At 32.1% G+C, this 13,572-nt stretch carries 12 protein-coding genes and 1 pseudogene; 12 read left to right on the top strand and 1 reads right to left on the bottom strand.

Annotation, left to right across the window (positions count from 1 at the left end; translation table 11 throughout):
- Window positions 1-114, top strand: a pseudogene (locus ES765_RS20820) (IS1595 family transposase); the annotation flags it as partial.
- Window positions 115-731: 617 nt separating this feature from the next.
- Here ES765_RS20820 and ES765_RS20815 read toward each other — a convergent pair.
- A complete protein-coding gene (locus ES765_RS20815) occupies window positions 732-1,823 on the bottom strand; it encodes a sugar-transfer associated ATP-grasp domain-containing protein (protein ID WP_138116375.1) in 1,092 nt (363 codons plus the stop codon).
- 275 nt (window positions 1,824-2,098) lie between these two features.
- On the opposite strand from ES765_RS20815, the gene ES765_RS20810 reads away from it, so the two are divergent.
- The 11 genes from ES765_RS20810 to ES765_RS23075 all read left to right on the top strand — a co-directional run.
- Window positions 2,099-3,205, top strand: coding sequence for a glycosyltransferase (locus tag ES765_RS20810; protein ID WP_138116373.1), 1,107 nt, complete (start codon window positions 2,099-2,101; stop codon window positions 3,203-3,205).
- A 1-nt stretch (window position 3,206) separates the two neighbouring features.
- Window positions 3,207-4,340, top strand: a complete 1,134-nt coding sequence (locus tag ES765_RS20805) for a glycosyltransferase family 4 protein (protein ID WP_138116371.1) — start codon at window positions 3,207-3,209, stop codon at window positions 4,338-4,340.
- Window positions 4,341-4,400: 60 nt separating this feature from the next.
- The gene (locus ES765_RS20800) at window positions 4,401-5,012 is read left to right on the top strand and encodes a sugar transferase (protein ID WP_138116369.1); all 612 of its coding nucleotides are present in this window, start codon (window positions 4,401-4,403) and stop codon (window positions 5,010-5,012) included.
- 467 nt (window positions 5,013-5,479) lie between these two features.
- Window positions 5,480-6,226, top strand: a complete 747-nt coding sequence (locus ES765_RS20795; protein WP_171017394.1) for an SDR family NAD(P)-dependent oxidoreductase — start codon at window positions 5,480-5,482, stop codon at window positions 6,224-6,226.
- Window positions 6,227-6,234: 8 nt separating this feature from the next.
- Complete coding sequence (locus ES765_RS20790) at window positions 6,235-7,053, top strand: SMP-30/gluconolactonase/LRE family protein (RefSeq protein ID WP_138116367.1); 819 nt, start codon at window positions 6,235-6,237, stop codon at window positions 7,051-7,053.
- Window positions 7,054-7,057: 4 nt separating this feature from the next.
- Window positions 7,058-8,290, top strand: coding sequence for a glycosyltransferase family 2 protein (locus tag ES765_RS20785; RefSeq protein WP_138116365.1), 1,233 nt, complete (start codon window positions 7,058-7,060; stop codon window positions 8,288-8,290).
- Window positions 8,291-8,372: 82 nt separating this feature from the next.
- The gene (locus ES765_RS20780; RefSeq protein ID WP_138116364.1) at window positions 8,373-9,647 is read left to right on the top strand and encodes an acetyl-CoA carboxylase biotin carboxylase subunit family protein; all 1,275 of its coding nucleotides are present in this window, start codon (window positions 8,373-8,375) and stop codon (window positions 9,645-9,647) included.
- A gap of 272 nt (window positions 9,648-9,919) precedes the next feature.
- On the top strand, window positions 9,920-10,945 hold the full coding sequence (locus ES765_RS20775) for a glycosyltransferase (RefSeq protein WP_138116362.1): 1,026 nt from the start codon (window positions 9,920-9,922) through the stop codon (window positions 10,943-10,945).
- A gap of 500 nt (window positions 10,946-11,445) precedes the next feature.
- Window positions 11,446-12,051: a formyltransferase family protein gene (locus tag ES765_RS20770; protein WP_249356640.1), complete on the top strand. Its 606-nt coding sequence runs from the start codon at window positions 11,446-11,448 to the stop codon at window positions 12,049-12,051.
- 100 nt (window positions 12,052-12,151) lie between these two features.
- The gene (locus tag ES765_RS20765) at window positions 12,152-13,204 is read left to right on the top strand and encodes a GNAT family N-acetyltransferase (RefSeq protein WP_171017393.1); all 1,053 of its coding nucleotides are present in this window, start codon (window positions 12,152-12,154) and stop codon (window positions 13,202-13,204) included.
- 272 nt (window positions 13,205-13,476) lie between these two features.
- Window positions 13,477-13,572: transposase (locus tag ES765_RS23075; protein WP_171017281.1), on the top strand; the 96-nt coding region annotated here is incomplete at its 3' end.

The raw sequence follows: 13,572 nt of genomic DNA, 5'->3' as shown, positions 1-13,572 counted from the left end.
GAGTTCTGCTTTAGGATCAACAGGTCTCAAAACAAAGCTACCATCTTCAACAATCTAATAGTCAAAATGGTGCAAGGAGATAAAATTAGTCAAGCAAAATTAATAAGTAACTAACTACTGACCTCTATCTTTTTTAATGGTATAAGAAAATTTTATAAGTCCAAACCATACTTCAGAAACATGTTGACTTAGCAAGTTAAATATTACCTTCCTTTATCAATTAGGGTGGTTTCCGATTTACGGAAAAATAAGGTCCAGGTTTTATTAGTAGTTATTAGAATTGGAAAATTTGAATCTTTTACAAACAATATGAGCTTGGTTGATATTAGTTGTGCTATTGATAATCAAAATTGAAAACTAATTATGTAATATTTGGCAAAAAATAATGGCAATTTAGTATAGTACTTATTAAATAACAAAAGTAAAATTTCAATTGACTATAGACTGTTTAGCTACAATGGTAAAGTAGACTTTATATAATTTGACATATACCGTCATGAAAATCATAAAAGAAATTTATATCACGTACATCGCTACTTTAACCCCTGAAAATAAGGCTATGAAACCGAAAAAGCAATTTATATAACAAAGAAATATGAAGAAATAAAAGTTATCGCTGAAATGTCGTCGAGTTACATGTTATATCGGTATCTTCTTGAAGACCATGTTTAATGTGCAGGAATAATTTTTCATTCAGCACCTAGAAATGAAAAGTTAGTACCGAACATATGCTAAGTAAAATACTTTTTTTGGGTCAAGGTCAATACCTCCTCTGTATATTCACCAAATAGAGGACCATTAGTTGCCTGAAATACTATTGATTGTCCAAAAATATTATATTCAATTAAAACAGGTTTATTTTTTTTGTCTAGGGCTATGTCCCAAGAAATCATTTTGAAGTAAGGTACTTCTTTATGCATTCTTCTGACCATACTCTTAATTTCATCGTAATTGGGAATTAAAAAGTTATCGATACTTGATGTTTTGTTATAGCTATCATCTATAATATTAATACTATACTGAGTTTCTTTTAAGCTTCCATTGTCATTAACAACTCTGTAAAAACCCCCACCTGTAACACTATCTAAAAAATTTCCTTTACTACCAAAACGAACAATTGCGAAAAGTATAACAACCGAAGATTCTCTTAGATATGTACAAATTCGAATCGTATTTAATGAAGTTGGATTCAATTTCATCATGGTTTCGCTCTGGTCTACGACCTCTTGAACAATAAAATTCTTCTCATACCCTAAAAACAACTGTTTAAAATATTGTTGGCTACAGGTATGCTGATTACCCAAGATATCAACCTTTATTACACTCTTTCCCCCGTAAGTATGTAACGTAGACTTTACTATGACGCTAGCATACCCTAAAATAGTTTCAATAGCCTCTTCTTCCGTCACAAACGTGCCATTTATTTTAAAAAAACCATTTATATTTTGTACAATTGTTTTAGGCTGGTTGAAGTCCTTAAATAATTTATTCAACAAATTTTTATCTTGAAGAGCATAATATTCCGTATCGTTTAGTGTGTTTTCAATGTAGGAAAAAAAGATATCTTCAGGTATATATTCAGTCGAAAACTTCTGATAAAACCCACTGTAAAACCTATGCCAATTTATGTTTAAATTTTTAAAGCCATACTTAGCGAAATAGCCTTGAACACTCCTTTTTTGTTCGTTTGATAATTTTTGTTGAGGATTATTCTTTAGATACTTTTTAATAGCGAAACCATACTTAATGGTATTCCCTAAACGAACTAAACTAGTTAATAAATAGGTTATAAAAATCTTTAATTGTTGAAAAAAAATTCTCATTTCAATAGTTATTAAAAAAATATTTAAATAAATAAAAGTAGGATTAAATAATATAAATCTTTAAAGTTTAAAGGTTTATATTATTTAAAACTTTAAAACGCAGCGTTTACATATTTCGATTTATCCCACTTTTACTTTCTTTTGTTTAGGTTCTTATTATCCACTTTGTAATTTTTTAATTAAATCCTTTATCTTTGACTAATTATTTATTTATTTATTACAAGTATAACATTACAACACGAATTAAGTCGCCAAAAAACATCCAAATTATTTTGATGCGTAAAAAAAAATGGTTGTTTATTCTTCCTACAGATAGTATTCAAGGCTCCGAACATATTGTTAAAAGTTTGGCGCAATTTATTGATATTCGGGGCGGGCAATGTAGCATCATCATATTGACCAAAAAGCGAAGCATGGGCTGGGCAGAAGAAGAAAAGACCATGCACCTAACCTATTTTCCTTTTACATCCTATTTCTTGGGAATTTTATATCTTCTCCCCCATTTCATTTTTAATTTTAAGCAGTACAATAGCATAGGCTATACCTTTTCATCCCAAACTCTAATTAATGGTAGTATTGGTTTTGCCAAAAAAATAGGGCTGCTTAAAAAGGCTAAAGTCATTCTACGTGAATCCAATTCTATTTTTGATTTGTTGAGCGGCACTAAGCTAAAAATATATACTTTTTTCTATCATTTAGGCTACCGAGGTTCTAGTTTGGTGATTTGCCAGACGAATTATATGAAGCAGCAATTGATTCAAGCTTTGCCAAAATTGACTTTAAAGCTAAACCTACAGGTGATTCCCAATCCTTTTGATTTTGAAGATATATTTAAAAAATCCGGGGATATCCTTCCCGAATTAAGGCATAAAAAATTTTTGGTTGCAGCAGGCCGTTTGGCCCCAGCCAAAGGATTTGATATTTTAATTGATGCCTTTTACGAAATTAGCCAAAATCATAGAGATATGTATTTGGTGATTTTAGGGGAAGGTAGAGATAGGGAGCTACTACAAAATAAAATAAAACAGCTAAATCTTGAACACAAGATATATATGCCAGGTTATGTGCAGAATGTCTATTCGTATTTTAAAGAAGCAAAGGTTTGTGTACTTTCCTCCCGTATAGAAGGTTTTCCAAATGTACTATTACAAATGATGTCTCAAAACAATAACGTAGTGGCTACCTTAAGTGCCGGAGGTATAAATGAAATACCGAATCTTAAAACTTGTGAAACAAACTCTGTTGAAGAACTTCGTATTGCCATAAATGACATCCTTACTAAAGGTACTAGTGCAAATAGAATTTTATTTGATGATTACTTATCTAATAGGACATTAAGTTCTTTTAATAATACTATTTTTAAAAATCTCAATATTTCTTAAAATGCAACACAAAAGAATCTTAATAGTATGTTCCTTTCATGGTTCCTTACTGAATTTCAGAGGTGACCTTATCACTGATCTGATAAGGTCAGGTTATGAAGTTTATTGTGCAGCTCCTGATTTTGAACAGAAGACCATAGACGAATTACATCAAATGGGCGGGAATACGGTTAATTTTTCTATGGAACCAACCGGTTTAAACCCGTTTAAAGATTTGGCGACTATTAGAAACTTAAAAACAATAATTCAAAAAAATAACATAGAATTAGTTTTTGCCTACACCATAAAACCTGTCATCTACAGCTCTATAGCAGCGAGGCAGGCAAAAGTACCAGTTGTTTCATTAATAACAGGATTGGGTTTTACCTTTAGCGCCGTAAGCATGAAGTCGAAAATACTTCAAATGCTTACTCAACGTTTGTATACATTTGGCCTTAAAAAAAATAATACCGTAATATTTCAAAATAGTGATGACTTACAACTATTCAAGGATTTAAACGTAATCAGCAAATCACAGAAAACAGCGGTGGTACATGGCTCAGGTATAAACCTAGAGCGATTTGCTTTCAGGGAAAGGACTAAAAGCAATGGTGATATCATTCGTTTTGTAATCGTAGGGAGATTAATTAAAGAAAAGGGAATCGATTTATTCTTAGATGCGGCCAAAATACTACGAAAAAAATATGCTAATACTGAATTTCATATAATAGGCAGTCCGCCAGAAAATCAAGCAACCGCTATTTCCATTGACCGTTTAACTTCTTACCAAGAGCAAGGGGTAGTTGTATACCATGGTAATCAGAATAATATAGGTCCACTGGTATCCCAAAATGATATTTTTGTTTTACCTACCTATTACAGAGAGGGAGTTCCGCGATCGATTTTAGAAGCTCTAAGTATAGGAATGCCCATAATTACCACCAATACACCTGGCTGTAAAGAAACCGTTGAAAACGGTGCCAATGGGATATTAATACCCCCTCAAGACTTGAATACCCTAGTAAAAGCAATGGAATTTTTTATTAAAAAGCCTGACGAAATTGATTCAATGGGCCAAAAAAGCAGAATGCTTGCCGAGAAAAAGTTTGATGTTGCAATAATCAATAAGCAGATTATAGATATACTAAATATTTAATATGTCATGTTTGTGATAATTTATAGTCCTTTAATCTAAAATATAAACTGGCATTAAAATATGTATCAACACTTTTTTAAAAGACTATTGGATGTAGTGGTTTCCTTTTGCTTACTATTAGCGCTAAGTCCATTATTAGCACTAGTTGGCATTATCTTATATATAAATCAAAGAAGCATTTTTTTTAAACAGACTCGACCTGGAAAAAATGAAAAAATTTTTAAAATTAGGAAATTCAAATCCATGAACGATAAAAAGGATAGGAAAGGCAACCTTCTTCCCGATTTTCAGCGCATGACGGCCACTGGTAAATTTATACGAAATACCTCTTTAGATGAATTACCGCAGTTGTTAAATGTGTTAAAAGGTGATATGAGCCTTATAGGGCCAAGACCTCTATTGGTTTCCTATCTTCCATTATACAATACGAAACAAAAAAAAAGACATTTAGTAAAGCCCGGTATTACTGGATGGGCGCAAGTCAATGGAAGAAATGCGATTTCTTGGGACAAAAAATTCGAATACGACGTTTGGTATGTAGAACATATCTCTTTCGCACTTGATGTCAAAATATTATTCATGACCCTTCAAAAAGTATTCAAGGGAGCTGATATTTCAGCATCGAATAACACGACCATGGAAAAGTTTATTGGAAATGAACAGCGTACCTAATGCTTAGCTTCACTAGCTTTTTCATTTTAAAAAGAATAGTTCACAATCAAACATAGATTTTAGATTGTGCCCAAGGGTATAAAGATCGGTTTTTGGCTTCTTTTTCAAATAGTGGTTCAAAAACAGCATTAGAACTACTATGAAGTATTCCTAATCTAAAAAACTAAGTATTCTCAAAACAATCCAACACCTGATTAAACGTTTACCAGTTGCCAAATTCAGAAATATTAACTATTTTTTTATTTTTAATTTGCTTCAAAAACCCTGCTTTTTGACCGTAAATAAGGTTAAAGAGCAATTGTTGTGTTTATCAAAAAAATGCATGACCTTCGTTGGAAAACTATAATCTTTAGTTAGTTTTAGTATATAAAACTGACTTATAGCGCACAACAATTACCTTAATCACGATTAAGTAATACTAATACTAGTATGGGTTCGTTATATTTATTCAATTTTAAAGTGTGATAATGAAAACAGTAATGATTGTAGGTGGAACCAAAGGCGTAGGTAACGAAATACTTAAATCCTGCTTAAAAAAAGGGTACAACGTGTCTTTTTGTGATCGAAACCCCGATGATGGTAATGAAATTATCCAATCTTCACAGGCAGAGAACAAGCTTTATTTTCATAAAGTTGACTTAACTAGTATCGATGAAATTGAAAATTTTTTTATTCAAACTATAAAAAGGTTTAAACGTATAGATGCTTTAGTTTTATACGCAGGAATAACTCCTATATCTTCTATAGTTGAAACTGAAGAAGACGTTTTTGATAGTGTTTTTAATGTTAATCTTAAATCTCCATTTTTTTTAATAAAACATGTTTTAAAATCTATGATGGAATTTAAAACAGGTTCTATTATTTTTTTTGGTTCTGCTCACATGGATTTTGGTATGAAAAACAGAGCTGCATATGCGCTTACCAAAAGTACGCTTTTCACGTTGTCAACTCATATTGCTCATCATTATGCTGAATTCGGAATTCGATCAAATTATGTGGTAATGGGATGGACAAATACAGAAGGAGAAATCGAATTAAGAGAATCAGAAGGCATGAGTGAAGAAGAATTAAAAAATAAAGCCGCCAAAATTCTTCCAATGGGTCGTATGCTAAATCGTTTTGATCCTATACCAGCAGTAATGCATTTAATCTCTGATGAATCTGCTATGACCACTGGCTCTTTAATTAGAATAACTGCAGGTCAATATATATAATTAACTTTATGATTCAATCATTAGTTTTTCATTCTAATTCCGAACTCTTAGAAGGACCAGTATTTGATGAAGAAAATAATTACCTCTATTTTGTCTCCATCTTAGACTATTTAATTTATTTTTATAATCCACTCACTAAAGAAATTCTAAGTATACAACTAGATTCGCCAGTCAGTTGTATTTTTATATTAGGAAGAAAGAAAGTATTAGCAGCATCTAAAAATGGATTTTTCGAAGTTGACTTTTCTACTTTGAAAAAGCAATTTGTTTTTCAAATTGATATTGCTAATTCAGTCAGATATAATGACGGGATTAAAGATGCAGTAGGAAGGTTTATAATAGGAACCATGGGATTTCCTGAGGTTCAGGAAAATTTAGGAAAGGTATTTTCATATCATGAGGGACAGTTCAAAACAATTATTGAAAATACTACTATTTCTAATGGTTTAGCATTCTCACCAGATCATAAATTACTTTACTTTATTGATACACCAACAAAAAAAGTTGCGAAGTATTCATATGATTTAAGAAGTGGAGCAGTGGAATTTGAATCAAACGTAATAGAGTTTAAGGGTGCAGGCCGTCCTGATGGAATGTGTGTCGATAACGAGGGTATGTTATGGATTGCGGAATGGGGAGGAGGATGTGTCTCTCAATGGAATCCTTTCAATGGTTTGAGACTAAAAGAACTAAAATTGCCATGTATTAACGTTACATCTTGCTGTTTTGATAATCATTCGAACTTATACGTTACTACGGCCAAGTCCGAATCTGAAAAAGACATGTACGGTGGTGGGTTGTTTTACATTGAATTAAATAAAATTTGAAGCTATGAATACTGTTAAAATTAGTGTAATTGTTCCTATTTTTCGAATAGAAAAATATTTGCCTAAATGTATTGATAGTCTTTTAAATCAGTCTTTTTCGAACTTCGAGTTGGTTTTGATAGATGATGGTAGTCCAGATAATTGTGGTAAAATTTGTGATGATTATGCCAAAATAGACACTCGAATAAAAGTTATTCATAAAAAAAATGGAGGACTTGTAAGTGCTAGGAAAGAAGGTTTGAAAAATGCTGAAGGCAACTATATTTGTTTTGTTGACGGTGATGATTGGGTAGACAAATTTTATCTGGATATATTATTCAAACTTGCTGAAGCAAATGATGCTGACCTCGTAGTGACTGGCCATTTTAGAGAATTTGATGGGAAAATTGAAACTATTAAACCAAAAATGGTAGGTATTTATGATGAGAAAGAACTAAAATCTACAATACTACCCACTATCATTTACAACGGCGAATTTTGTGAACATGGAATATCGACCTATGTATGGAATAAACTTTTCAAAAGAGAATTACTATGTAGTATTCTTTTTGATGTGCCCAACGAAATTGTTATGGGAGAGGATGCTGCAATTACATACGCCTACCTATCAATTTCAAAAAGTCTAGTTATAAGCAGAATACCACTTTATTATTATAGGCAGCGACATGACTCTATTGTAAAATCTATTGAAAATTCGAAAACTGAATATTACAGATTAGGATTACTGATGAATTTTTTAAAATCGAAACTGCTAAAGGTGTTGGATGAAAAAAATTTAAAAGAACAAATCACCTATTATTTATATTCTCAAATTTTGGTGCGATCTGGGGGTTTGATTTACGATGAAAAAGGGGGAATAATTTTTAATCCTTTTTTAAATATTGAGCCCAAATCAAAGGTGGTTGTCTATAGCTCTGGGTCTTTCGGACAACATATATTATCAACCAATATTAAAAATAATTTTTTTGATATTATTGAATGGGTTGATTTTGATTATCATGAGTTGAATATTGGCGGAAATTTTGTAAACCCAATCAGTTCCTTAAATAACGTTGAATTTGACTATTTGATTATAGCGACGATAAACCCATCCTACTATGATTGGATTAAAAAAGAGTTGGGCCTAATGGGTGTTGACGAAAAAAAGATTGTAAAAATTAACACCGACGTGAAGGAAATCAGCAAACTATTAGTTGAATTGGGGTTTGATGCTGACTTTAAATTTCAAAAAAATTAAATTTTAGTGAACGTTAATAAGATAGAATATAGGCATTAACAACATACTTACAATCCCATAAAAAATAAATACGATTTTACTTATGAAAAAACTCATGATACTAGGTGGAAATCCTGAGACAGCAATTTTGGTTGACACCGCAATTTCAATGGGTATTTATACCATTGTTGTTGATCCAAATCCCAATGCACCGGCAAAAAAAAATGCATCCGAAACGCACGACATCGATGGTTTTGAGGTTGACAAAATTGTACAGCTGGCCAAAGACCTTCAGGTTGATGCCGTTTTGGTTGGTGTTGCAGATATTTTAGTGAAACCTTATAGAGAAATTTGCGAGAAATTAAATATGCATTGTTATGCAACCAAAGAAGCTGTAGAAGCCTTTTGTAGTAAAGATGGTTTCAAAATATATTGCCGTGAATATGATATACAAGACATACCGGGCATCTATCTAAACGAAACATCAAGCATCGATAAACCAAAGAGTATCGACTACCCATTAATGATCAAGCCCGTTGATAACGGTGGTGGTGTGGGTATGAAAATATGTAGAGACGACAAAGATTACCAAGAATCTATAAAGACTGCCTTACAATTTTCTAAAAAAGGAGTGGTGTTGGTAGAAAAATATATGGATTGTGATGATATGGCCGCATACTATACCTTTAGAAATGGTATTCCCTATATTTCAGCACTATCAGATAGAGTCACCACCAAAAAACAAGGAGATGCCAGTCCGGTTTGTATAGGGGCGGTTTATCCTTCGAAACATTCAGACTTGTTTGTAAGGGACGTTCATCCAAAATTATGTGAACTATTCAAAGGGCTAAAAATTAAAGACGGCATACTTAATATTCAGTTTTTTGTGGAGAATAATGTAATTTATGCCTACGACCCAGGGTTTCGATTACAAGGCGAAGCACCTAATATTCATTTAGCCCATATCAACGGGTTTGACCATCGTGAAATGCTAATAAATTATGCGTTTACAGGAATTCTAGGTGAAGATGATTTTCCTGAAAGAAATGATTACTTGTTCAAAGGACAGATTGCCTGTACCATTTGGGTGCTATTGACAGAAGGAATGATAGATTCAATTAAAGGTTTAAACGAGATAAAAGCTGATAAAAATGTTGTCTTTGTTTTAGAACGGTTTGAAACTGGTGATATGATTCATTCTGATATGCTAGGAACTGAAAAACAAGTTTTCTCTAGAATATATCTAGTAGCTCCTTCAATTACAGAGGTCAATAGTAAAATTGATGAATTTAAAAATCTACTGGAGATTGTTGATAACAAAGGAGAAAACATGATTTTAGAATGGCTAAAACCCTTTAATGAAGACGATTACAAATAAGGCTCACCGTATTATTATGATGATAATTTTTTGTAACTAAAGTATCTTCATTTGACCACATCCCGTTAGAAGTATTTTATCTCATAAGCCTAACATAAACAATTTTATTAGTTGATATAGCGGTTATTCAATAATTTTAAATCGATTTCGGCGTTTAAATGAGTATTCAGACATAAAAGGCCTGATCATTATAGCCTTTGACCCCATTCAGCCAACATAGTTTTTGGGTAAACATATTCAAAATACAACCATAGAAATTAACCAAGATAGCAATGAAATTAAGCATACTTATTCCACTGTATAACAAGGAAAAATATATTGAGCGCTGCTTGAAAAGTTTAGTCACCCAAGACATAGCCCTAAATGAATACGAAATCATAATTGTTGATGATGGTTCAAAAGATTCCGGTGCGTTAATTGTTGAGAATTATGCTGAAAAAAATCCGAATATTCAACTAATTACGCAACAAAACCAAGGGCCAAGTGCTGCCCGGAATAGATGTCTGGAGGTAGCAAAAGGAGATTACCTATATTTTCTGGATGCCGATGATTACCTCGTCTCCAATGTTTTGAACTCTCTTCTTGAATTAGTTGCCCAACATGACCTTGAAATATTAGAATTCAATACCAAACAAATAACAGAAGGCAAAATACTTGAATCTTTGCCAAAAAGCGCTCAAGAAGTGTCTTTAAATATTATGGATGGTATCACATATGTTGCAGAATATGGTTTCAGAAATGAAGCTTGGCGATATTTCGTTAAGAAAGATCTTTTGACGGATACTGGAATAAAATTTATTGAGGGTTCCTTATATGAAGATGCCATTTTTACCGCCAGTTTGTTTTTAAAGGCTTGTAGCATGGCGAAAGTGGATATGGACGTTCATCGATATGCCGTAGTTGAAAATTCGATTGTGACAAGCAAAGACCCCGCACATAACCTAAAATTTATAAATGGAATGGTTTATGCCGTTGAACATTTTCATGGATTGATTAAAGACTTAAACAGTTCACATCTGTATTATCACAAAGTGGTAAAGAAATTGAAGGGCAAACAGCAAGGCTTAGTTTTTGCGCTAATTATAAGAACTTTAAAATATCGTCTACTTAGTTTTAAAGACCTCGAAAAAATATTGACCAAGTTGAATACACTTGAAGCATACCCAATTGATACCAAGGTAGGAGGAATTGGGGAGGGTAAAACCAGTCTTATCTACAATATCATATTTGTGCCAATTTTTAATACTAAAGCTTTCCTATTTTTAGGTCTAAAAGTTATGAAACTAATACCCGCTTAAACCAATATTATTTATGACTGTAGATTAGTTTGCACTGTAGCCACTTTTTTCTGAATTTTAAAAATATAAATATGATATGCTTACTTGTACCCGTAAAAAGCAAAAAGCTTTCTTCCGATTGAGATAAATTCAGCAGATTAGTGAACCGTAGTCTTAAATCGATAAACGGCCAAAAGATAGGGACTTTCAGATTCTAGTGGTATGTCATGAATTGCTGGAAAGCAGATTGGAACACTGGCAAGTGCATTACATACAAGTTGATTTTCCCCACCTACATTAATCAATAGTGAAAAGGATAGGCAGTTAAAGCAAAAAAATCTTAAGTGCCTTTCGAGTATGGCAACAAAAACTTTACCGATGACTATTATATGGTTGTTGATTCTGAAGATTGTATCCACATCTTTATAAGTGAATATGTGAATGCCAAAACTGAAAGCAATATTCCCAGATGGGACTTCAAAAAAAGATATAATTAATTCTATTCAAATTAAATATAAGATATGATGAGAACAAAATGGGCCATATTATGCAGTGGCTGGGGAGCAAATGCCATTGACGTCATGGAGGAGTACTTTTGTAATGAAGAGGTTTCTGAAAATTTCGAAATAGCCTTACTTATTTATGATGCAGAGCAGTGTGGTGCAGCGCAAACGGCTCAAAAAGCAGGTATCGAAACTTTGCAAATTAAAAGGTCGGATTTTAATAATTATGAAGAGCATCAACAAGAACTTATTATTGAATTAAAAAGAAGAGAGATAGATTTTATTTTTATGATGAATTATAAATATCTTATTAGAAAAGATATGTTAAACAGTTTTCCAAATCAAATCATTAATATACACCCCTCCCTGTTTCCCAGTTTTTTAGCTACAAAAACGGCCATTCAAGATGCCATTTCATATGGGGTAAAAATTACAGGTATCACAACTCATCGTATAGACCACGAATATGATAAAGGAGAGATATTATTCCAAGTACCTATAAAAGTTAATTCGGAGGATTCTTTTGATACGCTTTATCCGAAATTCAAGAAGAAAGGTAAAAAAATAATTTTACAGACGATGTTAGGCATATCGAACAATTATACTAAAAACAACCCTAGGTAACTATACTGATTATTACTCAAAACCTAACAGTTTAGTGCCAATCTCATTGAATCTATTAATATTTATACGAATGACCCCAAATACAATACAAGTTTTAAGCTTGAAAAATAAAGAAAATTTTGTGAGGTATAAAAACTTGTGTTCCTTAATAGACTCCTCTAATCCTTTCTACAAAATAGATTTGATTTTAAACGATAATTTAGAAGAAGATAAAATTAATTACTTTTTGTTTTCTCCTGGAAACATTCCTAAGGTAATTATGCTTTTTAATACTAGAAAAATAAAAATAAATTCTAATAAAACCTCTTATAAAGATGTTGTGAGTCCATATGGGTATAGTGGACCATTAATTTCTGAGTTAACAACAGACAAAGAGTTAAGTTCTTTTTGGGTATTGGTGGACACCTGGTATAGAAGCAACAATATAATTACCGAATTCATTCGGTTTAGTCTGAACAACAATAATAGATGTTACAGTGGTACAATTCTTCCTACCTTAAAAAATGTACAAGTTGAAGTTTTTGATGAAGCGGAACAGTGGGAAAGATTTGATAAAAAGGTAAGAAACAATTATCGAAAAGCAGTACAAAATAAGTTGACGTTCAAACTTCGCTCAAATAATATAACAGATGAAATACTTGTTAACTTTTACGATATTTATCACGCTACCATGATACGTAAAAATGCTGAAAATGAGTTATTTTACTCTGTAGCGTATTTTAAAAATTATGTTTTAAATAATCCCACCCGCTGTGCTATAGCAATGGTTTATCTTAATGACATCCCTATTTCTACTGAATTTTTATTACTATCAAACGACACAATTTACTCTTACCTCGGAGGTACTAATTCAGAATTTTTTAAAACACGTCCCAATGACTTTCTCAAGGTGGAGGTTTTACATTGGGCTAGATCAAATGGTTTTAAATATTACGTATTGGGTGGTGGCAGGGTAGATAATGATCCATTATATACGTATAAAAAGTCATTCTCTCCAAAAGATAAAGATTTGATTTTTTATACAGGGAGAAAAATTTTGAACCAAAAAATTTATAATAATCTGGTTTCCAAAAGAATGGAAGAAATTGAAAACTTTAAAGAATTAAACACAACTGCGAATACTTTCTTCCCTGGGTACAGGAATATCCAATAGTGCTGTATAGCAAATTATATAAATTCCCTTATTTCAATTTAACAAAGAATTTTATTTGGAATACTGGACTTACTATATTTAACTGGACATAAAGTTAAAAGCGTGTTTGCTTTTAAAATTAACTTTAAAAAATGTCAAGAGAAAAAAGAAATTACACCGTAGCTTTTAAGGAAAAGGCTATTGAGTTTGTAGGCTTCCCCGTCTTGTAGGCTTCCCCATAAGTAGGACAGTTAATAATTCGAATTTACTAACTTTAAATTCAAACTGTCATCATGAAAAGCAGCAAGTTTAGCGAGAGCCAGATTATTAAAGCTCTAAAGGAAAATGAACAAGGAAGGTCGGTAGGAGATGTATCGAGAGAGTTAGGT

This window comes from Maribacter sp. ACAM166 (assembly GCF_005771495.1).
Classification (GTDB): domain Bacteria; phylum Bacteroidota; class Bacteroidia; order Flavobacteriales; family Flavobacteriaceae; genus Maribacter.
This window is presented reverse-complemented; position numbering and strand designations above follow the sequence as displayed.

Excerpts from the sequence above, each read along its gene's own strand:
- ES765_RS20815 (WP_138116375.1), bottom strand. The coding sequence starts at position 1,823 with ATGAGAATTTTTTTTCAACAATTAAAGATTTTTATAACCTATTTATTA.
- ES765_RS20810 (WP_138116373.1), top strand. The coding sequence starts at position 2,099 with ATGCGTAAAAAAAAATGGTTGTTTATTCTTCCTACAGATAGTATTCAA.
- ES765_RS20805 (WP_138116371.1), top strand. The coding sequence starts at position 3,207 with ATGCAACACAAAAGAATCTTAATAGTATGTTCCTTTCATGGTTCCTTA.
- ES765_RS20800 (WP_138116369.1), top strand. The coding sequence starts at position 4,401 with ATGTATCAACACTTTTTTAAAAGACTATTGGATGTAGTGGTTTCCTTT.
- ES765_RS20795 (WP_171017394.1), top strand. The coding sequence starts at position 5,480 with ATGAAAACAGTAATGATTGTAGGTGGAACCAAAGGCGTAGGTAACGAA.
- ES765_RS20790 (WP_138116367.1), top strand. The coding sequence starts at position 6,235 with ATGATTCAATCATTAGTTTTTCATTCTAATTCCGAACTCTTAGAAGGA.
- ES765_RS20785 (WP_138116365.1), top strand. The coding sequence starts at position 7,058 with ATGAATACTGTTAAAATTAGTGTAATTGTTCCTATTTTTCGAATAGAA.
- ES765_RS20780 (WP_138116364.1), top strand. The coding sequence starts at position 8,373 with ATGAAAAAACTCATGATACTAGGTGGAAATCCTGAGACAGCAATTTTG.
- ES765_RS20775 (WP_138116362.1), top strand. The coding sequence starts at position 9,920 with ATGAAATTAAGCATACTTATTCCACTGTATAACAAGGAAAAATATATT.
- ES765_RS20770 (WP_249356640.1), top strand. The coding sequence starts at position 11,446 with ATGATGAGAACAAAATGGGCCATATTATGCAGTGGCTGGGGAGCAAAT.